Annotated in this window: 16 protein-coding genes; 4 read left to right on the top strand and 12 right to left on the bottom strand. The window is 62.4% G+C overall.

All coding sequences use genetic code 11. The annotated features are described in order from the left end of the window. Positions 1-339: 339 nt before the first annotated feature. Positions 340-2,250, top strand: a complete 1,911-nt coding sequence (locus HMPREF2845_RS04230; RefSeq protein ID WP_070633966.1) for a GH25 family lysozyme — start codon at positions 340-342, stop codon at positions 2,248-2,250. A 945-nt stretch (positions 2,251-3,195) separates the two neighbouring features. Here the strand turns inward: HMPREF2845_RS04230 and adhP are convergent. From adhP to HMPREF2845_RS04200, 6 genes are all read right to left on the bottom strand, one after another. Continuing rightward, a complete protein-coding gene (gene adhP, locus HMPREF2845_RS04225; RefSeq protein ID WP_083308733.1) occupies positions 3,196-4,236 on the bottom strand; it encodes an alcohol dehydrogenase AdhP in 1,041 nt (346 codons plus the stop codon). Positions 4,237-4,648: 412 nt separating this feature from the next. After that, on the bottom strand, positions 4,649-6,031 hold the full coding sequence (locus tag HMPREF2845_RS04220; RefSeq protein WP_070633965.1) for a phosphoenolpyruvate synthase: 1,383 nt from the start codon (positions 6,029-6,031) through the stop codon (positions 4,649-4,651). A 323-nt stretch (positions 6,032-6,354) separates the two neighbouring features. Further along, complete coding sequence (gene lgt / locus HMPREF2845_RS04215) at positions 6,355-7,371, bottom strand: prolipoprotein diacylglyceryl transferase (protein ID WP_070633964.1); 1,017 nt, start codon at positions 7,369-7,371, stop codon at positions 6,355-6,357. Next, positions 7,371-8,225, bottom strand: coding sequence for a tryptophan synthase subunit alpha (gene trpA, locus HMPREF2845_RS04210; RefSeq protein WP_012903349.1), 855 nt, complete (start codon positions 8,223-8,225; stop codon positions 7,371-7,373). Before trpA ends, lgt begins: the two co-directional genes overlap by 1 nt. Next, the gene (gene trpB / locus HMPREF2845_RS04205) at positions 8,225-9,559 is read right to left on the bottom strand and encodes a tryptophan synthase subunit beta (RefSeq protein ID WP_049327776.1); all 1,335 of its coding nucleotides are present in this window, start codon (positions 9,557-9,559) and stop codon (positions 8,225-8,227) included. Before trpB ends, trpA begins: the two co-directional genes overlap by 1 nt. Positions 9,560-9,876: 317 nt before the next feature. Further along, positions 9,877-13,161, bottom strand: coding sequence for a chromosome segregation SMC family protein (locus HMPREF2845_RS04200; RefSeq protein ID WP_070634231.1), 3,285 nt, complete (start codon positions 13,159-13,161; stop codon positions 9,877-9,879). Between the two features lie 326 nt (positions 13,162-13,487). Here HMPREF2845_RS04200 and HMPREF2845_RS04195 point away from each other — a divergent pair, with 326 nt between their 5' ends. Genes HMPREF2845_RS04195 through HMPREF2845_RS04185 form a run of 3 tightly spaced genes read left to right on the top strand, consistent with a single transcriptional unit; the run spans position 13,488 to position 18,860 of the window. Continuing rightward, positions 13,488-14,540, top strand: coding sequence for a 3-oxoacyl-ACP synthase III (locus tag HMPREF2845_RS04195; RefSeq protein ID WP_070633963.1), 1,053 nt, complete (start codon positions 13,488-13,490; stop codon positions 14,538-14,540). A gap of 54 nt (positions 14,541-14,594) precedes the next feature. Continuing rightward, complete coding sequence (locus HMPREF2845_RS04190; RefSeq protein WP_070633962.1) at positions 14,595-17,585, top strand: alpha/beta fold hydrolase; 2,991 nt, start codon at positions 14,595-14,597, stop codon at positions 17,583-17,585. A 33-nt stretch (positions 17,586-17,618) separates the two neighbouring features. Further along, positions 17,619-18,860 (top strand): NAD-dependent epimerase/dehydratase family protein, encoded by a 1,242-nt coding sequence (locus HMPREF2845_RS04185; RefSeq protein ID WP_070633961.1) that lies wholly within the window; start codon positions 17,619-17,621, stop codon positions 18,858-18,860. A gap of 171 nt (positions 18,861-19,031) precedes the next feature. Here HMPREF2845_RS04185 and mutM read toward each other — a convergent pair whose 3' ends face one another. The 6 genes from mutM to rsmD form a co-directional block, all read right to left on the bottom strand. Continuing rightward, positions 19,032-20,072: a bifunctional DNA-formamidopyrimidine glycosylase/DNA-(apurinic or apyrimidinic site) lyase gene (gene mutM, locus HMPREF2845_RS04180; protein WP_070633960.1), complete on the bottom strand. Its 1,041-nt coding sequence runs from the start codon at positions 20,070-20,072 to the stop codon at positions 19,032-19,034. Between the two features lie 75 nt (positions 20,073-20,147). Continuing rightward, positions 20,148-20,837: a ribonuclease III gene (gene rnc, locus HMPREF2845_RS04175; protein WP_049349058.1), complete on the bottom strand. Its 690-nt coding sequence runs from the start codon at positions 20,835-20,837 to the stop codon at positions 20,148-20,150. A 16-nt stretch (positions 20,838-20,853) separates the two neighbouring features. Then, a complete protein-coding gene (gene rpmF, locus HMPREF2845_RS04170) occupies positions 20,854-21,057 on the bottom strand; it encodes a 50S ribosomal protein L32 (protein WP_005505656.1) in 204 nt (67 codons plus the stop codon). 30 nt (positions 21,058-21,087) lie between these two features. Next, positions 21,088-21,696 carry a YceD family protein gene (locus HMPREF2845_RS04165; RefSeq protein WP_012903341.1) on the bottom strand — a complete coding sequence of 203 codons (609 nt, stop codon included), beginning with the start codon at positions 21,694-21,696 and terminating at the stop codon, positions 21,088-21,090. Positions 21,697-21,883: 187 nt separating this feature from the next. Beyond that, positions 21,884-22,360, bottom strand: coding sequence for a pantetheine-phosphate adenylyltransferase (gene coaD / locus HMPREF2845_RS04160; RefSeq protein ID WP_060824643.1), 477 nt, complete (start codon positions 22,358-22,360; stop codon positions 21,884-21,886). Between the two features lie 132 nt (positions 22,361-22,492). Further along, positions 22,493-23,152 (bottom strand): 16S rRNA (guanine(966)-N(2))-methyltransferase RsmD, encoded by a 660-nt coding sequence (gene rsmD, locus HMPREF2845_RS04155; protein WP_070615964.1) that lies wholly within the window; start codon positions 23,150-23,152, stop codon positions 22,493-22,495. Positions 23,153-23,197 lie beyond the last annotated feature (45 nt).

Below are 23,197 nucleotides of genomic sequence, written 5' to 3'. Positions count from 1 at the left end.
GTCCACAGAATGAAATTCGCAACGCCCCGGCGTGTCGCGTGCCTAAAATTTTGTCCCAAAAACTTGAGCCAATAAATGCACCGACAAGCCACAAAGTAAAACAGACACCCCAAAGATTCCAGGTTACTGTGCACTCTGCGAAAGATATGCCGCCAGAATGACACCCCAAATCATTGCGCACAGCGGTGCAGGTACCGTAGGCTGATAGCTGTGCCGGTCGCTTGACGCGGCAACAATTGACACATAAACCTCACCCAACTACCCCACCATTCACTCGTGCCAGAAGCCCCCACACAGGGCCACATCGACACATCCACCTCTCAAACACAGGCAAAATCTATGAAGAAACTCCAGACTGCCGCGCACTCCGCGGCAGCCCGCTCCATCGTGGCGTCCGCAGGTGCGCTCTCCCTGGTCGCCGCATCCCTCACCTCCGTTCCCGCAGCCTTCGCCGCCCCCAGCGTGAGCGCAGCCGCAGAGGTCAACCTCGGCGCATCCTACGAGGAGCTCACCTACGCTCCCGCCCCGGATGCATCCCTCGTCGAACACTCCAACCCCGCCATGGGTGCGGGCGAGCGCGAGCGCCTGGGCACCGCGAACGCACGCACCGGCGCAACCTCCCCCGCTTCTACCGCAACCCTGAGCGGTATTGCCGCACACCAGAGCTCCGCGCAGGGCGTGGCATCCGGTCAGGCACTGGCACAGGGCCGCTCCGCGTGGACCCCCTCCGGCGGCACCCTCGGCATGGATGTCTCCTCCCACCAGCAGAACGTGGACTGGGCGAGCGCCTACGCCGCAGGTTCCCGCTTCGCCTACGTGAAGGCAACCGAGGGCGGCTACTACACCAACCCCTACTTCGGTCAGCAGTACAACGGTTCGGCACAGGTCGGCATGGTGCGTGGCGCCTACCACTTCGCAAACCCCCGCACCTCCTCGGGTGCCGATCAGGCACGCTACTTCGTGCAGAATGGTGGCGCGTGGACTGCCGACGGCAAGACCCTGCCCGGTCTGCTGGATATTGAGTTCAATCCCTACCCCGCCTACGGCAACACCTGCTTCAACATGACTCCGGCGCAGCTGACCGCCTGGACCCGCGACTTCGTGGACACTTACCGTTCGCTGACCGGTCGCGCCCCGATGGTGTACACCGCAACCTCTTGGTGGTCGCAGTGCGTGGGTTCGCAACAGTTTGGTTCTCTGCCCCTGCACCTGGCGAGCTACTCGACCGTGGTCGGTGCAATTCCGGCGGGTTGGAGCGGCTACGACATTTGGCAGTTCACCGATTCGGGCCCGTTCGTGGGTGACTCGAACTTCTTCCCCGGCACCGTGAACGATCTGAAGGTTCTGGCGAAGAACCCGAAGGCTGTGCACCGCAACTGGTCGAACGGCCAGGACCGCACGGTTGAGGAGCGTGCGGCAAAAGATCGCGCCGCTCAGGATTCGAACGTGGTGACCACCGCGACCGGCTCCATTGATATTCGCACCGGCATCGGTAACTTCTGGAATAAGAACCGCTCCTTCTACGGCAACCCGATTGGCACCGAGTACTCTCTGGGTCACGGCGTGTACGCGCAGAAGTTCACCAACGGCAAGACCATCTACTGGACGAACTCTCACGGTTCGCACTGGCTGGTCACCAACGGCGGCCTGGATTATAAGTTCCGCTCGGACGTGGCACGATTCCGCGGCCTGACCACCGACGAGGAAACCCGCTCCGACACCATCGCAGTCTCCTTCGCTAACGGTGAAGGCGCCTACTGGTCTGCCGCTACCGGCACCCACATCATCAATGAGCGCGGCTCCATCTACGCGACCTGGCGTGCAGCTGGCATGAGGGGCGTGCCCACCACTGACGAGCAGAATCTGGGCAACGGCATCATCAAGCAGGAATTCACCGGCAGCACCACCTACGTGTGGTCCGCACAGACCGGCACCCACCGCCTGCACACCGGCGGCGCGTTCTACCACCGTTTCCTGCAGCACCGCGGCGCCTGGGGTGCACCGGTGACCGACGAGACTGTCACCTCCACGGGTGCTCAGATTCAGTTCGCCTCGGGTAAGGTACTGCTCTGGTCGGATGCGTACGGTGCGTACGAAACCAACGGTAACGGCGCGATTTTCAAGCATTGGGAGAAGAACACCGCCCGTTACGGTGCGGCACGCGGCGACGAATCCTACGTGAACGGCGTGTACTACATGGACTTTGAGCGCGGCACGATCCGCTGGACCGCGCAGCGTGGAATCTACTAAACAGCGTGGAATCTACTCAACAGCACGGCAGCTAATAAACACTGCAACGCGCATATAAAAACGAGGGGCACCTGGCAGAGGTGCCCCTCGTTCTTTTGCTACAGGGCGCATCTTCTGAACAACACAAAAATCAAGATGCGTTCTGCAGCGGGTGGGTTACCGAGTGAGTAGAGAACCCGGCTATGTTACCCGTGCCGGCAGGTAAATTTATGGCGTGGCGGGCGTGCCGCCTCGAAGTCATGCAATGTCCTAAAAGCCCCGGATTAGTGTGGCGGACATAGTCCCCATTGACTATGTCCGTGGGGCCCACACTAATCGTTGGTGAGACCTCAATCCGAAGGTGTCTAAAGGGGCGCCTGGCCGGAATTAAGGACTCAACGGTGAATAACGGCACGGTACGAAGATGCTGAAATTCACCCGGGTATGGCGTTCCGGGAGAAGGAATCGATATCTAGGAGGGCCGAAACCTTCACACGTCATATCCCGTTACATCTAGGGTAGGTGTAGGCGCACGCGAAACCTATCTCTTCGGCAAATATTACGCCTCAACCAGTGGTTGAATGTTTACAATACAAGTATGCATTTTGAGGCCTATAGATGTCAAACAAGATACTCTATTGAACTAATTTAGTGAGAATTTTGAGATATTCCCCGAATATTTCAAAAATAAATTCCTGCGTATATTACGTTTAGGTGCCTAGTACTCACAGAGGAATTCGGCTCCTCACGATAACGGCTCTCAAAAACCTACAGCCCACCCCACCCTAAAAAGCCGCGTTAAAAACACTAAGGCGCACCCCGCGTCGTATGCACAGCAGAAAGAGTACCCATACTCCCCCGCCACACGGGATGCGCCTTAGGCGCTATAACCATCGAAACTACCGGCAAGACCCCAGTCGAGTGAGACCTTGAAGCCCTACCGGGCGCCTCGAACCATCCGCCAGCTTAGAGGCTAGCGAAGTCCAGAACCATACGGCCGGTAATCTTACCAGCAGTCATTTCCTCGAAGACAGCCGGTGCCTCGTCAACCTCACGCAGCTGAACCACCGGAACCACGAGGCCGTCAGCACCGAACTGGAACGCCTCCGCCAAATCCTGACGGGTGCCCACCAGGGAACCCACCACGCGGATACCGTCCAGAACGATCTTCACAATGGACAGCTCCATCATCTCCGAGGGCAGACCAACAGCCACCACGGAACCGCCCGCACGAACCGACTCGATAGCCTGGTTGAACGCAACCTTCGACACAGCGGTCACCACAGCAGCGTGAGCGCCGCCGCCGGTCAGCTCGCGAATACGAGCCGGAACGTCCTCAACCTCACGGCCGTTGATGACGTGATCAGCACCGATCTTACGAGCCAGAGCCAGCTTGTCGTCGTTGATATCAACAGCGATAACCTTGGCACCGAAAACCTTCTTAGCGTACTGAACAGCCAGGTTGCCCAGACCGCCAGCGCCGTAAGCAACCAGCCACTGACCCGGGCGAACCAGCGACTCCTTGGTTGCCTTGTAGGTGGTCACACCCGCGCAGGTAATCGAGCTGGCCTGCGCCGGGTCCAGGCCCTCGGGCACCTTGACCGCGTAGTCGGCGGTCACCAGAGTGTACTCACTCATGCCGCCATCGACCGAGTAGCCTGCATTCTTCACCGAACGGCACAGGGTCTCACGGCCCGAGGTGCAGTACTCACAGTGACCGCAGCCCTCGAAGAACCAAGCCACCGACACGCGATCGCCTTCCTTCAGGGACTCAACACCCTCACCGACCTTGACGACACGACCAATGCCTTCGTGGCCCAGAATACGACCCGGAACCTCACCGAAGTCACCGGAAGCCACGTGCAGGTCAGTGTGGCACACGCCCGAGTACTCAATCTTCACGAGCGCCTGGCCGTGACCGACAGCCGGAACGGGAACCTCACGGACAACAACCGAACCGTCAACCTTCTCAGGAACAACAACAGCCTTCATGGTTTCCTTGCACATGACCTATAACTCCTTAGTCATTGGTTGCCGCGCTCAAGCCGCAATCTGCAATTTGCGCTTTGCAACCTAGCGGGGTGGGCGCGCGTATTCTTTACATTTCCACCGTAAAATGATGAGCCGCCAATCTAAAGGACTATCCCCGAATATGACAGAGGGGTTATTTAGGGGTCAGCACGCGAACGAGGATGAGCTTTCGATAAGGTCTATTCCGACCAATGCGCTAAACCGCCAAAGGTTGATATGACGCTATGACGAAGCGACACAGAAGATGAGAATGCCTCCCAAACAAGCGGTTTGGGAGGCATTCAGAAAAAATTTAAATATTAAGTTTGAGGCGCATACCACCCTAAAGAAAGGGTTCAATCTACACCTATACGCTTCCTCACGGCTCTTAGCAGCTCTGAGCGGCCGCCTAGAAGCAGAAAGCAACCTCAATATAGCCGGCACCGCGCTCACCCGGACCATTCGGAGCGTTCAACGCCCAACCCAGATCCGTCACACGCACCGTAGTATCCATGAACGTACCGCCGCCAGCGCCACCGCCAGCCAGCTGCACCGAACCCACTGCATAGCGGGCACGAGCCGCATCATTATTCCACTTCTGCGACACCACACGAGCCGAAACGCTCAACGCAGCACCGGAACCGCCGCCGCCATAACCGGCGCCACCGCCTCCAGAAACCACCGACTGGTAGCCGTTAAACAGCTCGCCAGCGTTCGACGGGCGGTTATCGGTACCCTCCGGAGTCTGATCCCACTGGTACGAATAGCTCGCCACACCATCGGCGCCCTTCGCACGGAAACCGCTCGCACCCACCGCACCGGCAGTCGCAGTGCTCACCAGCTTCTGGGTGGAGGTGCTCGAAAAACCAATCACCGAACCATCGGTGGTCGGCGGGTCCAGCTTCTCGCCGCCAGCACCGCCCACACCACCGGCAGCACCCGAACCCGGGTTCACCGTCAGAATCGGCTCAGACTGCACCTCGTACGAGGTGAAACCAACAAAACCGGGCGAACCGTCGCCGTCACCCGAACCAGCGCCGCCACCGGTGCTGAACTGGTGCTCACCGCCGGAGCTATCCAGCGAATAGTGCGCGGTCGGGCGCACAGCACCCGCATTCGCGGGGTTCGGCAGAACCGTCGCATACGACGCCAACACACCGGCACCGCCGCCGCCACCGGCAACAATCATCGGCACGCCATCCACCTCAATAGCGGAGGAACCACCGCCGGACGCCGAATACAGCACAGCGCTCATGCCGCCGCGACCGGTCACACCGCCAGAAATGCGGGTCAAATCATTAATCGCAGAAACAACGTTTGCGGGAACCGGCGAAGAAGCCTTCGAGGAGCCACCCACACCGTAGCCGTCGCCGCCCTCAGCGGGCTTCAGCTCACCATTACCAATACCGCCCGAACCGGCCGTCAGAGTAATAGTCTGGCCGCCGCGCACAGCCATAGAACCCTCCACCATGGCACCGGAACCGGCATCAGCCACAGTGTAGTTCGTGCCACCGGCACCGCCCACAGCGGTAAAACGCATACGCTTAGCGCCCGCAGGAACCGTCAGCACGGCTACCTTCTTCACGCCGTCACCGGCAGTGATCATCGTCGAATCCTCGTAAGGTCCGGTGCACTCGCCTTCCTCATCAGACGCCGCATACGCCGGAATCACCGATGACGCCACAACAACCGGGGCAGCCCACGCCGCACCAGCCACCAGACGACGACGGGTCAGACCCGGACGAGAAGAAGGAGAAATGGGGCGCGAAGAATCGCCGGCAGAAGAGCTCACGATAAAAATCCTGTACGTTGAGTGGGTGTTTCTAAACGCAGACGCGACGGGCGTTCGAAGAGCCTCATACTCCTTACACGGAGCCTCATACTCCTTACGTGGGTGCCCGCCACACGCAATACCTCTATTATGCCTTCTCAACAGCCCAAATCCACGCAGGGTCCCGGCACATGCCACCATGAGAACATCCACCAGCAAGAAACAGACAGCAAGCACAAATAGCGGGCACAAAAAACCGCCGGACAGGGGCGCTCCCCCATCCGGCGGTTTTTCTATGAAATTTAGATGGAGCTAGAAGATGAAAGCTAGGAGCCCTTTGTCAGCTAGGAGCCCTTCGTCGAAGACTCAGAAGAGTCAGAATCCTCGGCGGGCTCTGCCTTCTCAGATGCCTTCTCGGATGCCTTCTCCTCAGCGCCCTCTACAGACTCATCTGCGGCAGGCTTCGGAGCGAACTCCGCCGGAGCCGGCTCAATACCTGCAGCAGCCTTCGCCGCAGCACGACGACCAGCCACCACAAAACCAGCAGCACCCAGCAGAACCAGCAGCAGAGCAGTCCACACGTGAATACGAACGCCCCAGAGCATCTCCGAGGTATCAATACGCAAGAACATCTCAATGAAGAGGCGACCCACACCGTAGTAGAACACGTACAGCCACAGGGTCTGACCCAGCTTCAGCACGCCCTTACGGCCCAGCCACAGCAGCAACGCCACACCCAGCAGGTTCCACAGCGACTCGTACAGGAACGTCGGATGGAACAGCGTACCCGCCGGATACTGCGACGGAAAATTACCGCTCGACGCGCTAATCTCCAAGCCCCACGGCAGAGTCGTCGGCTTGCCGAACAGCTCCTGGTTGAACCAGTTACCCCAGCGGCCAAACGCCTGAGCCAGCAGAATACCCGGCGCTACCGCATCCGCAAAAGCAGGGAAATTCATGCCATAGCGGCGGCAACCATACCAGGCGCCCAACGCACCAACCGACACGGCACCCATAATGCCGATGCCGCCCTCCCAAATCTTCAGGAAAGCCCACGGATCAGCAACATTCGGACCGAAATAGCTACCCGGGTCAGTAATCAGCACATGGTAGGCGCGGGCACCAATAATACCCGCCGGAATAGCCCACATCGCCACGTCAAAAACGCGCTCAGGGGTACCACCCGCCGCCTTCCAACGGCGAGAACCCAGCCACAAGCACACCGCCATACCCGCAAGAATACACAGGGCATAGAAATGCACACGGAACGGGCCCAACTGCAGGTACGAAACGCTCGGAGAGGGAATCGAAGCCAGCACGTTAGCTACCGGCACGCTCGCCAGCGACAGCACATCAGACATTAGCCTTCACGCCCCGCCAGCTCACGGGTCAGCTTAGCCACCGCCTCAACACCGCCAGAAGCCAAAGCCTTCACTAGCGCAGTACCGACAATCACGCCGTCCGCATACTCGCCAATCTCCTCAACGTGGGCACGAGTCGAAACGCCCAGACCCACGCACGCACGAGGCGCACCGGCAGCCTTAATGTCCGCAACCAGGGTGCGAGCCGCCTCCGACACGGAGGTGCGGGCACCGGTCACGCCCATCACCGACACGGCGTACACGAAGCCGCTCGACGCCTTCGCAATAGTCGCCAGACGCTCCGGCGAAGAAGACAGAGCAGCCAAGAAAATACGGTCCAGACCGTACTCATCAGAAGCTTCAAACCACGACGACGCCTCATCAGGCACCAGGTCCGGGGTAATCATGCCCGCACCGCCGGCAGCCGCCAAATCACGCGCAAAATTCTTCACACCGTACGCCAGAACCGGGTTCCAGTACGTCATCACGACAACCACCGCGTCGGTCGCCTCGGTAATGCGGCGGACCGCCTCAAACAGCTGAGGAAGCTTGAAACCGTTCTCCAGCGCCACGCCGGTAGCCTTCTGAATCACCGGGCCATCCATGACCGGATCAGAATAAGGCACGCCCAGCTCAATAATGTCCGCGCCGTTATTGCCCAGAGCAATCGCCGCGTCAATCGACTCGTCCAGGGTCGGGAAGCCCACCGGCAGGTAGCCAATCAGCGCCGCACGGCCCTGCTTCTCGCACTCAGCCAGACGAGCCGCCAGAGGCGACTGCGCATTCGGAGCGGGGAAAGAACCATCCAGCACCGTAAAAGGTGCCGCCTGAGAAATAGCGTCCTGGTAGCTCATTACTTAGCCTCACTTTCAGCCTGTGCGTTCTGTGCAGCGGATGCGGCAGCTTCCTTATTACCGGTCATCAGGGTCGAGGACGGAATCGCCTTACCCAGACCGAACCACTTCAGCGCGGTCTCCATGTCTTTATCGCCACGACCGGACAGGCAGACAATCATCGTCTTCTCGCGTGCCGCCTCCGGATCCTCAGCAGCCCAACGCTGGCACACGCGCAACGCGCCCGCCAGAGCGTGCGAAGACTCAATCGCCGGAATAATACCCTCGGTGCGGCAGAGCAGACGCAGAGCGTCCATCGCCTCGGTGTCAGTCACCGGCTCGTAAGTCACGCGACCAATATCGGACAGGTAGGAGTGCTCCGGACCCACACCCGGGTAATCCAAACCAGCAGAAATCGAATGGGACTCAATGGTCTGACCGTCCTCATCCTGCATCAGGTAGGTCATCGCGCCGTGCAGCATGCCCGGGCGGCCCAGAGTAATGGTCGCCGCGTGACGGCCCGTCTCCACGCCGTCGCCGCCAGCCTCAAAACCGTAAATCTCAACCGACGAATCGTCCAAGAACGCGTGGAACAGACCAATCGCGTTCGAACCGCCACCCACACAGGCAGCAATACCATCGGGCAGGCGGCCGGTCTCAGCCAGAATCTGCTCGCGCGCCTCCTCACCGATAGCGTCGTGGAAGAAACGCACCATCGCCGGGAACGGGTGCGCACCCGCAGCGGTACCCAGCAGGTAGTGGGTGTTCTCAACGTTCGAAACCCAGTCGCGCAGCGCCTCATTAATGGCGTCCTTCAGGGTGCGGGAACCGTTCTGAACCGCAATCACCTTCGCGCCCAGCAGCTGCATACGAGCCACGTTCAGCGACTGACGCTCGGTGTCTTCCTCGCCCATGTAGACCACGCACTCCATGCCGAACAGGGCCGCAGCGGTCGCAGTCGCAACACCGTGCTGACCCGCGCCGGTCTCAGCAATCAGGCGGGTCTTACCCATGCGCTTAGCCAGCAGAGCCTGACCAATCACGTTATTAATCTTGTGGCTACCGGTGTGGTTCAGGTCCTCACGCTTGAGGAACACACGCGCACCAGCATGCTCAGAGAACTTCGGAACCTCAGTCAGTAGCGACGGACGGTTCGAATACTCAGCAGAAAGACGCTGGAACTCAGCAATGAACTCGGGGTCGTTCTTCGCCTCGTTAAAGGTTGCCTCCAGCTCATCCATGGCGGCAATCAGCGACTCGGGCATCCACCGCCCGCCGTACTCACCAAAATAGGGGCCGGGGGCATTCTTCAACGACTCGCCGTTGAGGAAAGCATCTGCCAGGTTCTCGCTCATCACTATTCCTTCCCTGGATGGTTACCGCCGGATGCGCGCCGCGGGTAGGGCGGGGCATCAGGCCTGATCACAGCGAAACACCACGCAACCGCGGGTAGGGCGGGGCGGCGTTCGCACATATCCCCCTATAGTACCCGGGTGCAGGCGGTGAACAGTACCCTGGGGTGCACATGACCATTCCTAGGACATGTGACGTTCGCCAGGGTGGGTGTGCTCGCGGGTATGGGCGGCTCGCATGGGAAGGTTTAAACGCTGGGAAGAAGCGGCGAGGCAGGGGCGCTCGGCTGGGTCTGGCAGGGTCTGGCAAGCGCGGCGGGCTACAGCAGCTCGCGCAACTCCTCCATCTGCTGAGAAAGCACCGTCGACACACCACCGCGCATCGACACCCCGTACAGGGTCTCCGCAATCTGCATCGTGCGCTTCTGATGCGTCACCACAATCAGCTGCGAACGCTCCCCCAACTCACCAATCACCTGCAGCAGGCGCGAGAGATTGCGGTCATCCAGCGCCGCCTCAACCTCATCAAGGGCATAGAACGGCGACGGACGAGACATATAAATCGCAATCAGCAGCGCCAACGACGCAAGCGAACGCTCACCGCCGGACAGCAGCGACAGGCGCTTGACCTTCTTACCCGCCGGGCGCGCGTGAATCTCCACACCCGAGTTCAACGGATCGGAGGGGTCGTCCAGCTCCAGGTGGCCCTCGCCTCCCGGGAACAGGGTCTCAAAGATGCGGCGGTAGTGGGTGTTGATGTCATCCATAGCGGCGGTGAACACCTCCGCAATGTGGCTACTGACCTCGTCCATGACCGTGTTCAGGTCGCGGCGGGTCGCCTTCAAATCCTCAATCTGCTGATTCAGGTAGGCGTGGCGTTCGGACAGCGCCTCGTACTCCTCCAGCGCCAGGGGGTTAATGGCGCCCAGCGCCTCCAGTTCGGCGCGGGTTGCCTTGAGGCGAGCGCGCACGCTCTCGGTGGAAGCTTCGGTAGTCTCTGATGCCGTTTCGGTAGCGTCGTTTTCGGAAGCCTCCTCAGCGGGCACATCAACCGGCAGCTGCTCGGAGTACTCCTCCTCCAGCTGCTCCAGGGTCAAACCGGTCATCAGGCGGGCACGCTCAGCCAGCGCCTGCACGCGCTCCTGCACACGTGCCGCCTCCGTCTGGGTGCGCGCCAGCAGGGTCAGCGCCGCCGCGTGCGCTGCCTGCAAATCCTGCGCCTCCTCGTTCGTGCTGGTCAGACCCTCCTGGGCGTTCTTCAGGGCGCCGCTCAGCTCGTGCAGCTGCTGCTCACGCTCGCTCACCTGCTCGGCAAGTACCTCACCCAGACGCTGGGCGCGGCGCTCAATTGTCGCAGCGGGAGCCTGCTCCCCCGTGCCCGCCAGGTAGGAATCCTCGCGGGTGCGCGCCAACTCGTAGGCGGTACGCGCCTGTGCCACGGATTCCTCCGCGGCGGTGAGGCGCTCATTCAGGCGGGCGCGCTCATTCTGAATATTCTGCGCGGAGGCTTCCAGGGACTCCGCCTGGGCGCGGGCGCGGGCGTGCTCGGCGCTCGCCACGCCCGCCGCCTTCGCTGCCTCGCGTTCTGCTTCGACCGCCGATTCTGCCGCGGTCTGAGCCTGCTGAACGGACTGCTCGGCTTCGTCCAGTTCCGCGCGGGTGCGGGTCACGACCTGGGAGGCGGCGCGGTATGCGGCGGCAAGTTCCAGGGGGCTGGCGCCCTCAGCCGGGTAGAGCAGGCTGTAGCGGGTATGTTCGGTGCCTGCGGGGTCAAAAATACGCCACATAGTGCGCTGACCTGCGAGGGGATTCTCTGCGAGCAGGTGCAGGGCGTGCTCTGCGGAGGCGGCGTCCGGCGCGAACAGCACACCCGCCAGGCGCTCACCCAGCGCCGCGGTGACGCGTGCCAGGGCGTGCTCGTCGATACCGGCGAGCGCGGCGGCGTCCTCGCTGAGCGGTTCAATCATCTCGGTTGCGGGGCGGATACCCAGCTCGCGCAGCTCGGTGGCGCAGGATTCGGGCAGGGTGGTTTCGGGCAGTTCTGTTGAAAGTTCCTTCGCGGCAGATTCGTTGCTTTCATCATCCTTGTCACCGCGCAGCTGCGACACCTCGGCACCCTCAACCGGCACGCTCAACGCCGCGGTCGCCAGCGAAGTCAGCGCCGCAGACGCCGCGCGCGCATACTCGGGGTCAATCTGCACGGCATCCAGCACGCGCAGCAGGCTCGCGCCCTCGCTCGAAGAATCCATGAGCTCGCCGGTCTCGGGGTCGAACACCGCCTCAGCAGATTCAGCGTCCAGTTCGGCGGGCGCCTCACCCAGGCTCTGACCCAGCGCCTCACGCAGGGTTGCGGCACGCTCAGCCGCCGCCGCGTAGGCGCGGGTCGCCTCCACCGCCGCGGCGCGGGCGGCATCCAGCTGAGCCTGCGCGCGGGCACGAGACTGTGCCGCCTCACCCGAGGCGCGCTCAGTCTGCGCCACCTCGGACGCCGCCTTCTCAACGTTCTTCAGCGCCGCATCGTAGCGTTCCTCAAAGCTGGCGTAGCTTTCAACCGCGCGCTCTGCCTCTTCGCGGCGCTCTTCCAGCAGTTCCAGGGCGCGTTCGTATCCGGCGCGGGCGGCGGCGGTCGCCTCGGTCAGTTCCACGCGGTAGGTGCGCACGCGCTCGGCGGCGATGGACTGCACGGTGCGCACGCGCGCTGCGGACTCGCGCAGGGTCGACACGGCCTTCTGGCAGGCGGTGACCTCGGCGTTCAGGCGGTTCTGTTCCTGCTGATGCTTCGCGGATGCTGCACGCGCCGCCTCCAGCTGTTCTTTCAGGGTGTCGGCGCGGCGGGTACCTTCCGCCTCGGAGGCGAGCGCCTGCGCCTGCTCAGCCTGCAGAACACCCAGCTGACGAGCCAAAAGAACCGCCTCCAGCTGGCGGATGCGCGCCTGCAGCTGGCGTGCAGTCGCGGCGGATTCTGCCTGCTCGCTCAGCGGTTGCAGCTGCGAATCCAGCTCGGCAACCAGGTCGCTCAGGCGGGTAACGTTCGATGCCACAGACTCCAGTTTGCGGCTGGTCTTCTCCTGGCGGCGGCGGTACTTGACCACGCCCGCCGCCTGCTCAATCATGTCGCGGCGCTGCTGCGCGGTGGCATGCAGGACCGCATCCAGCTGACCCTGGCCGACGAGCACGTGCATCTGCTGGCCCAGACCCGCCTCCGAGAGCAGGTCCTGAATGTCAGCAAGACGCGCCGGGGAGCCGTTAATCTCGTACTCGCTGCCGCCGGAGCGGAACATGGTGCGTGAAATCTGCACCCGATCAGCGGGAATGCTGAGGGTGCCGTCAGAATTATCGAAAGTCAGGGTGACTTTGGCGCGGCCCAGGGGCGCACGCTGGGCGCCATCGCCCGAACCAGCCTCGCCGGAGCCCGCAAAAATGACGTCCTTCATGCTGCCGCCGCGCAGGCTCTTAGCGCCCTGCTCACCCATAACCCAGGCGAGCGCATCCAGCACATTGGACTTGCCGGAGCCGTTCGGGCCGACCACCGCGTTAATGCCGGGGGTGAACTCAAAAGTGGTTGCGGAGGCGAAAGACTTGAACCCGCGCAGGGTCAGCGACATCAGGTGCACAAGGGGCCTTTCTGCAGAAGAACTGGTGTTTGCCGGGCACGTTCTGTGGTGCGTGGCGGCATCCCTCTAGTGTACGCGGTGCGGCGGGCGGGCGGCGTGAACGTGCACGGGGTGAAAGGGGTTCAAAGTTCCTCATTGTGCATCATCTTACGCGCGGGGTGAACGGGCGCGTTCATATTGGGTCTACGGATACGGGTTCGCCCGGTCGGTGCGGTAGATTGGAATGAGCATCACGAATTCTGCGGGGCCACTGTTCGCATCCCCGCGTTTTTCTATGTATCCCACTGACTTCTATTTTCAAGGGCCACACCCCATTGATGAATTCATCCGCCGATAAGATCGGCACGAACTCTGACATTCGCCACGCTAATGCAGCTCTGCTGTCTATTACCCATGAGCTGCCTCCGGAGGTCGTCGCGAGCGACTACTTCGATGAGCAGCTGGCCCAAACCTATCAGCGTCTGCGCATGCCGAAGGGCCTACTGGAGCGTCTAGCCGGTATTAGCACTCGCCGCGGTTGGGCTGAGGGCCAGACCTTCGAGGACGGCGTGGTTGCCGCAGCCGAGAAGGCTATTACGGAGGCGGGTATTGACCGTTCCCAGATTGGCCTGCTGATTAATGCTTCGGTGACTCGCGATAACTTTGAGCCCGCCGTTTCGGTGGGTGTGCACGACCGCCTGGATTTGCCGCGTCACGCCCTGAACTTCGATATTACGAATGCCTGCCTGGGCTTTGTGAACGCGATGACTGTCGCCTCCACCATGATTGATGCGGGCGCTATCGACTACGCCCTGATTGTCGCTGGCGAGGACCCCTCCCCGTGGCACCGTACCGCGGTGCGCATCCTGAACAACCCCGATTCGACCCGCGAGGATGTGCTGGCTCAGTTTGCGACCCTGACCCTCGGTTCGGGTGCGGCGGCGGCTGTGATTGGTCGCGCTGACCGCCACCCGGAGGGCCACCGCCTCGTCGGTTCGGTGTCCCGCGCGGGCACTGAACACCGTAACCTGTGCATCGGTGGCGAGGCGGATCAAGGCATGAACACTGACGCAGAGGGCCTGCTCAAGCACGGCCTGGAGCTGGTGGCGCAGGCGTGGGAGCAGGCGCATCAGGACGGCTGGGAATGGAACGACATGACCTCCTACGTGACCCATCAGATTTCTAACGCCCACACGAACGCCATTATTGAGGCGGTCGGTATTGAGCGTGAGCGCATCCCCTTGACCTTCCCGAAGTGGGGCAATGTGGCTGCGGCGGCTCTGCCGATGACTCTCGCCGAGTGCGCGCCGACCTACACGGAAGGCGACCGTATTCTGTGCATGGGTGTGGGTTCTGGCCTGAACACTGCCCTGCTTGAGATTCAGTGGTAACCCGTTAGCTTTTGCGGTAGACATTCACCGATTCGATCCGGAAGGATTCCCAGCATGCGCCATTTGAACTTCCCTAAGGCTCAGCCCCCGTATAACCCGGAGGAATGGGCGGGCGTGAACCCGCGCTACTCCCACCTTCTGGAGGTGCCCACCTCCGCCCCCATTGAGCAGCGGGCGCAGCAGGCTGGCGCGCGCCGCTGGCACTACCTGGATAACCTTCCGGTGCTGGTCGAGCAGGGTTTGGAGCCGATTGGCACGATTCTGTGCGTGCACGGTAACCCGACTTGGTCGTACCTGTGGCGTACCGTGCTGGATGCGGGTGTGAATGAGCGCGCCCCGTGGCGTGTGGTTGCGGTTGATCAGATTGATATGGGTTATTCGGAGCGCACCCACCTGGATTTGGAGGGTGAGCGCCGCTCCCTGACCGACCGTATCGCTGACCTGGGTGATTTCACGAAGACGCTCGGCCTGGATGAGACCGATAAGCCGCTCGTGACTCTCGCCCATGACTGGGGTGGGCTGGTGTCCTTTGGTTGGGCGCTGGAGCATCGTGAGATTCTTTCGGGCGTGATGCTGACGAACACCGCGGTCTACCATGACGGCATTGAGAATATCCCTGCCGCCCTGCGCCTGGCGTTGGGTGTGCACGAGTGGGGTACTCACGATTCGACCGCGTTTATTGATGTGACCTTGGGTTTGGCTCAGAATGAGGGCCGCCTGCCCGCGCCGGGTTCTGCCGGTGCCGGCGCGCTTGATGGTGCCCTGCCGCAGCCGGTGGGCAAGCAGCCTAAGCGCCTGTACCCGAGCCCGCTGAACGAGGCGATTTACCGCACCTACCGTGCGCCGTACGCTCATTCAGCGTGGCGTGAGGGTGTACGTAATTTTGTGGGCGATATTCCGACCGGCACCGATATTCCTTCTTATACGCCGATGCAGCGTATTGCCGAGCAGATCCGTGGCCTGGACGTGCCCGCCTTCTTCCAGTGGGGTACGAAGGACCCGGTGTTCCAGCGCCGCTACCTGTTCGACCTGATGGAGCGCATGCCGCAGGCGAAGGTGCACCGCTACGAGAAGGCCTCGCACCTGGTCATTGAGGATTACGATATTGCCTCCCCCATGATTTCGTGGCTTGCGCAGACTTTCGGCACGCTGGAGGACGGCATGCTGGTTCCGGCGCGTAATGCGGAGGCGGAGCACCGTGCCGCCCGCGCACGCCGCCACGGTCTAACTACCGGCGAGGGCGCTACCGCTGAGGGTGCTGTTCCCGCGGCGTTCCGCCCCATGCTCGCAGCCCTCACCGAACGCGCCGACGACGCCTCCACCGCCGTGGTGGACATGGACCCCAAGGGCGACGGCACCTCCGTTTCCGTGACCCTGACCTGGGCTGAGCTGAACCAGCAGGTCAACGCCGCCGCGACCCGCCTGCACGCCCTGGGTGTGCGTCCGGGCGACCGCGTGAACCTGATGGTGCCTCCGGGTGCCCGCCTGACCACCCTGATTTACGCCTGCATGAAGCTGGGCGCTGTCATTGTGGTGGCTGATACCGGTCTGGGTATTCCGGGTCTGACTCGCGCGTTGAAGGGCGCTAACCCGAGCTTCCTGGTGGGTATTCCCGCCGCGCTCAGTGCCGCCCGTACCCTGCTGTGGCCGGGTGTGCGTATTTCTGTGGAGCCGCTGGGTTCGGTGCAGGAGAAGCTGTTGGGCGTTGCCGGTTCGGTGTTTACCGCGCCCTCCGCTGACGGTACTCCGGGTGCGCCGGTGCCCACCCCGACCGTGGTGGAGTTCCCCTCCCCCGTGCCGGATGCTGATGCGGCGGTGCTGTACACCTCCGGTTCGACCGGCCCGGCTAAGGGTGTGGTGTACACGCAGCGTCAGCTGGCGGGTATGCGTGATGCCATTGCGAATACGTACGGTTTTGCGCCCGGTAGCGGCCTGGTGGCTGGCTTTGCGCCGTTTGCGCTGTTGGGCCCGGCGCTGGGTGCTACCAGCGTGACCCCGACGATGGATGTGACCCGTCCGAAGACTCTGACGGCTTCGGCATTGGCGTCGGCCGCGGCGGCTATTGATGCGTCCGTGGTGTTTGCGTCCCCCGCCGCCCTGGTCAATGTGGTGGCGACCGCCGACGAGCTGAACGCTGAGCAGCGTGCGGCGTTGGCTAAGGTTCAGACGGTTCTGAGCGCTGGCGCGCCGATTCCCGTGCCCCTGCTGGAGGCGCTCTCCGCCCTGGTGCCGAACGCCTCCCTGCACACCCCCTACGGCATGACCGAGGGCCTGCCGGTGACTGACGTGTCCTTCGAGATGATTCGCCAGGCGATTGCCGAGGGCACCCCGAACGCCGCCGGTGAGGTGCTTGACCCGTTCGCCCGCGACGGCGTGTGCGTGGGCTTCGCGGTGTACGGCGCGGCGGTTGCCATTGCGCCGCTACTGCAGGACGGTTCGGTGGCTTCTGAGCTGACCCACGAGCCCGGCGTGACCGGCGAGATTCTGGTGTCGGCACCCCACGTGAAGGACCGCTACGACACTCTGTGGGTGACCGAGGAGCAGTCCATTAGCACTCCGGGTTGGCATCATACCGGTGACGTCGGACACCTGGACGCTTCGGGTCGCCTGTGGGTTGAGGGTCGCCTCGCGCACGTGCTGCTGACCTCCCAGGGCGTGCTGACCCCGGTGGCTGCCGAACAGTCCGCCGAGTCCCTGCCCGAGGTGCGCCGCGCCGCCCTGGTTGCGGTGGGTCCCGCCGGTACCGCCGCCCCGGTGCTGGTCATTGAGGCTTCCGCGAATACCGCCGCCCTGGAGGCGCGCCAGTCCGCATCCGTGTTCAAGCGTGCCCTGCTCGATCGCGTGCCCGGCCGCTTCCCCATTGCGGAGGGTGTGGCCCCCTTCGAGCTGTCCCAGCTGGTGCGTCAGAAGGTTGCCGAGGATACCGGCGTGGAGCTTGCCGCGGTGCTGGTGGTGCACGAGCATCCGACAGATATTCGCCACAATTCGAAGATTGACCGCCCCGCCCTGGGTGAGTGGGCGTCGAAGGTCCTTGCGGGGGCGTAAGCGCCTGCCGGATCTCTAAGTCTAAGGAGTATGATGTCCCCTCATTCTTCGCGTGAGTCCTCTTCCCACGAGCATGCATCCCGTCTGCCTGCATCCCGCCTGTCGACCTCGCATGCGGTGAACTCGCCGACGGCTCGGTTCCGCAAGCCTGCGCAGCCGCTGGCGGCACGCTACACCGACCCCGCCCCGCGTTCGCTGCGCCCGATTGAGGAGCCCGATTTCGCGCCGCGTATTGGCGAGCGCATCCTCTTTACCGGCGCGAGCGGCCTGCTGGGTCGTGAGAGCGTACTGGCGCTACTGCGTGCGGGCTACGATGTGCGCGTTTTTCAGCGTGGTGATTCGGGTATTGCGGCGCTTCTGCCGGATTCGGTGCGCCCGCGTTTTGAGCAGGTGCGCGGCGATATTACGAACGCGCAGGCTGTTGATTTGGCGATGACCGGTGTGAACGGCGTGGTGCATGCCGCGGCGAAGGTTTCGGTCAGCGGCGAGTGGGCTGATTATGAGCGCATCAATATTGAGGGCACCCGCACCCTGCTGCAGGCGGCGCTGAATCATTCGGTGGGTTCGTTCCTGTACATCTCCTCGCCGTCGGTGGCTCATGCCGGCGCGGCGATTGTGGGTGACGGTGCCGGCGTGGCGTCCCCGGAGCATGCGCGCGGTAACTATGCGCGTTCGAAGGCTGCCGCCGAGCTCCTTGCCCTGGAGGCGAACGGTACTCCCCTGCCCGGTGGCGGGGTTTTGCGTGTGGGTGCGTTGCGTCCGCACCTGATGTGGGGCCCGGGCGATACCCAGCTGGTCGAGCGCATTCTGGAGCGTTCCGCCGCGGGCCGCCTGCCGCTGCTCTCGGGCGGTACGGGCCTGATTGACACGCTCTACATTGATAACGCCGCCGACGCCGTGGTGCGCGGATACCAGCGCCTCGACGCCTTTGCGGGCCGGGCGCTGGTGGTCACGAACGGCCAGCCGCGCACTATTGCTGAGCTTCTCGGTGGTTTCTGCGAGGCGGTCGGCGTTCCCGCCCCGCGTTTCTCGGTTCCGGCGAAGGTTGCGGCTCTGGCGGGTAAGGTCATTGAGCGCGTGTGGGAACGTCTGCCGAAGAACGTCACCGCCGGTGACGAGCCACCCATGACGGAGTTCCTTGCCGAGCAGCTGTCGACCGCGCACTGGTTTGACCAGCGCCGCACCCGCGAACTGCTGCAGTGGGAGCCTTCCGTGTCGATTGAGGAAGGCTACGAGCGCCTGGGCCTGTTCTACGGGGACAGGTACAAGCGATAGGTACAGCCGCTAGCTGCTTCTTTTCGGGTCGGCTCCCCAGCCCTTTCCCAACCCAGTTTTAAACAAATGACGGCGTAGCTACATCCCCCGTACGAGAGGAACGTAGCTACGCCGTCATTTGCGTATCTAGCGTGATGCTTTATGGAGCCTTTATCTAGCGTGCGCTTTTATCTACCGAGTACGCGGCGCCCGCTGGCAGTGCGGGCAGCGGTAGGAGGAGCGGTTCTGGAACGGTTCGCGCACGATCAGGGAGGTGCGACCCGCCTCCGCGCACCGGTGGCAGGGCTCCCCGGCACGCCCGTAAGCGTTCAGCGAGCGCTCAAAGTAGCCCGATTCGCCCAGCACGTTCACGTACAGGGCGTCGAAGCTCGTGCCGCCAGCCGCCAGGGACTCGCGCAGCACGTCCGTGACCGCCTCCAGCAGTTCGCGGGTCTGCGCGGCGCTCAGGGTGCGGGCGGGCTTCGCGTAGTGCAGCCGCGCACGCCATAGCGCCTCGTCGGCATAGATATTACCCACACCGGAGATTACCGACTGGTCCAGCAGCACCTTCTTGATGCCGCTAGAGGTGCGCAGGAACTTACGACGCACCGCCGCGGGGTCGAAGAACTCATCCAGCGGGTCACGGGCAATGTGCATGACCGCTTCCGGTACTAGAAAACGCTCCGGTACTTCACCCGGCGCTACCTCACCCGGCGCTACTTTATTCGTTGCAACTGCCGCGGGTACGTCCGGTACCAGCGGGCTGAGGAACATGCCGCCGAAGATGCGCTGATCTACAAAAAGCAAGCGCTGCCCGGTGCTTGCCCGGTTGGTGCTCGCCGCACCGCCGGTGGCTCCCGCCGGTCCTAGTTCGAGCGCCACGCGCAGGTGCCGCGGCTGCTCATCAAAGGCCGCGCGCGCCTCAGATTCACTATCCGATTCGCCACCCGGTTCATCGCGCACGAGCAGCTGACCGCTCATGCCCAGATGCACCACGAGCGCCTCGTCGGCAAGCGTGCCGTCCGCCTCGCTCAGGGTCAGCCACAGGTACTTGCCGCGGCGGTAGGCGCCGCGCAGCGCCCTGCCGGTGAGTGCCGCTTCAAAGTGGGCGGGACCGGGCAGGTGCCTGCGCAGCGAACGGGCATCGACCACGCGCACCGCCCGCACGGGCCGACCCAACGAATGGTCGGCAATACCCGCACGAACGGTTTCCACCTCGGGCAGTTCGGGCATGAATTACTCCAATCAGCGGGGCTACAGAATCAAGAGCCCGCAGAGCTAACAGGCCTGCAGGATGCTTGAATGAGCCTAAATCAGAACGCGGTACGCCTGCTCAGCGGCAAGGCGCTCCGCCTCCTTCTTGCTCGGACCCACACCGGTACCGGCCTGCTGGTTCGCCACAATAGCAACCGCAGTGTACACGCGCGCGTGGTCGGGGCCCTCGCCGGTCACCTCGTAGCGCACGTCTCCCCAGCCGCGGGCGGTGGCGAGGTTCAGCAGCTCAGTCTTCCAGTCGCGTCCAGAGTTCAGGACCTTCTCATCGTCGAGCAGCGGCGCAATCAGGCGCAACACCAGGTCACGAGCCGCCTCGCGACCGCATTCCAAGTAGGTCAGGCCAAAAATCGCTTCCATGGTGTCGGCAAGGATCGAGTCCTTATCGGCGCCGCCGGTGTGAATCTCGCCCTTACCGAGCAGGATGTACCTGCCCAGGTCAAGGTCGCGTGCCACCTTCGCCAACGCCACCGTAGACACCACCACGTGGTGCAGCTTCACGAGCTCACCCTCGGGCAGGTCGGGGTAGCGTCGGTACACTTCTTCAGCGATCGCCAGGGAAAGCACCGAATCGCCCAGGAACTCCAGGCGCTCATTATGCTCCACTCCGGGGTTCTCGAAGGCGTAGGAGCGGTGGGTTAGGGATAGCAAAAACGTCTCGGCGTCGATATCGACTCCGAGACGTTTACGCAACTCCCTAGTATCAACACTAGGAAATTCAGTCATAAGGATTCACCGCTTCTTAGGCGTCTGCAACCTTACGGCCCTTGTACTCCAGGAACAGGGCGTTGCCTGCAGCGTCGGTTACAACCTTTGCCTGGTGGGGCAGGCTGTAGGTCACGCGACCGTTTTCAACGGTCTTAACCAGCTGGGGCACGGATGCCTTCCACTGGGAACGGCGTGCGCGGGTGTTAGCGCGGGACATCTTGCGCTTGGGAACAGCCACAGCTATCTCACAATCTCTAGTAACAACAATTTAGTTTTCGGTATCTGCACCGAGCAGGCCCTGTAGGGCCGACCAGCGCGGATCCAACACCTCGTGATGATGCCCGGGGTCATCCTCCAGGCGCGCACCGCAATCGGCGCACAGACCCTGGCAGGTGTCCCTACAAACAGGCTGGAACGGCAGTTGAAGGATTACTGCGTCCCGCAGAGCCGGTTCAAGGTCGATGGAATCATCCTCAACGGCGTACTGCTCATCTACTTCGTCTTCGGGGCCGCCAGCCGGGGCCTTCTCAAAGACGAAAAGCTCTTGAATATTGGCCGACATCTCGTAATCAATCGGATCCAAGCAGAGGCTACACTCGCCGTGTACATCCACAACGACGGAGCCGGTTACTAGGATACCATCAACAACAGACTCCATACGAATATCGAGGTCAATATCCGAACCCTCTTCCACGCCGATGAGCGTGTTACCCAGGTCTGCCGGTGCGGGCAGAACCTCAGTGAGAGTTTCCATGGTGCCGGGGCGGTGAATCAGGTTAGTGACCGATACCACCAGCGGCGATGCGTCTGCACGTGAAATGGCGTTTCTCCTTACGAAATGTATAAACCAAAGTCCCATTTTAGGGGTCATTCGCACCGTTAATCAAGATTAAGCGCCTTTTAAATCTCTTTAAGTGGCGCTCACCTCTTAAATATCCCCTTAAGGAGGCGCCGCGCGGCATTTAATCGGCCGGTCGGGGCTACTACAGGGGCGGTAAGCTCCCTGTCGGCGGTGCGGGTGCACCGGGCGGGCAGGCTCTCTAACGCCCCAAGACCCGGCTTAACTAGGCGTTTTTCAGAGCGCGGGCGACCGCCTCCGGCACGAAGGGAGTCACGTCACCACCCAGCGAAGCCACCTCACGAATAATCGTGGACGACACCGCACCGTAGCGGTCCTCACCCGCCAAAAACACCGTCTCAACCTGCGCCAGGTGGCGGTTCATGCTCGCCATTGGCGCCTCATAGCTGTAGTCCGTCGCCGAACGCAGACCCTTCACCAGCACCTTCGCGCCACGCTCCGCCGCATACTCGGCAAGCAGCACGCCCGGCGGAATCGGCTCCACGCTCACACCCTCAATGCCGAGCTCCTGCAGAGACTCACGCACCAGCTGCACGCGCTCCTCCAGGGAGAAACGGTACTTCTTGGAGCTATTGTGCGCCACGCCCACGATCACCTCGTCAAAGAGCTGAGCGGCGCGGGCAATGATTTCCAGGTGGCCGTGGTGCACGGGGTCAAAAGATCCGGGGCAGAGGGCAATCATGGCGGTCCCTTCACGAATAAATATCAGACGTTGGAATGAGTAGATGCGGGTGAATTTAGGATGCGGGTTAGTGGCATGCGGACGAGCGCAGGCTGAGGTAGCAAGATCGGGCGGTGAGATGCGGCGGCAATCTTAGGCGGCGAGCTCTTCAGCGTCTTCGCCGGGCTCAAGGTTCGTGCCGGGCTCGTCGCCCGCCTGCTCCTCCACCTCGTCAGGCTCCACATAGTAGAGAACCGTCTCGCCGTGCTGACGGGTCGAAAAACAGTACAGGCCCTCGCCCCACACCGGCTCGGGGTCGCGCGAAGAACGCTCCACCACGACCACGGCACCCTCGGCAAGCTTGGGGGTGAGCGCCTCCAGCAGCTCACTGACCTGCTCATTCGGCATGGCGTAGGGCGGGTCAACAAACACCAGATCCCACGGCCCGGAGGCGGACTTCACGTAGGTCAGCGCCTGAGACTGCTGCACGCGCGCCGCAGAACCGGTAGCACCAGAAGAACCGGTGCGGCCCATCGCCTTCTCCACCGCGGCAACGTTCTTGCGAATCACCGCAACAGCCTTCGGGTACGTATCCAGCAGAGTCACGGAGGCGGCACCGCGTGAGAGTGCCTCGCAGCCCAGCGCACCCGAGCCACCAAAGGCGTCCAGCACGCGGGCGCCACGAATAATGTCGTAGCTCTCCAGCTTGGAGAAGAGGGATTCCTTCACCCGGTCGGTGGTGGGGCGAGTATTATCCCCCGGAACCGAGGCAAGGCGAACGCCTCCGGCAGCACCGGAAATAATACGGCTCATAGGTCTCTCCTCTTAGCTAGTGCGGTGTGTTGAAGCCACAGTTTA

Source organism: Rothia sp. HMSC065B04, assembly GCF_001812285.1.
Taxonomy (GTDB): domain Bacteria; phylum Actinomycetota; class Actinomycetes; order Actinomycetales; family Micrococcaceae; genus Rothia; species Rothia mucilaginosa.
Note: the sequence above shows the minus strand (reverse complement) of the source record. Positions and strands in the feature narration are given on the sequence as shown.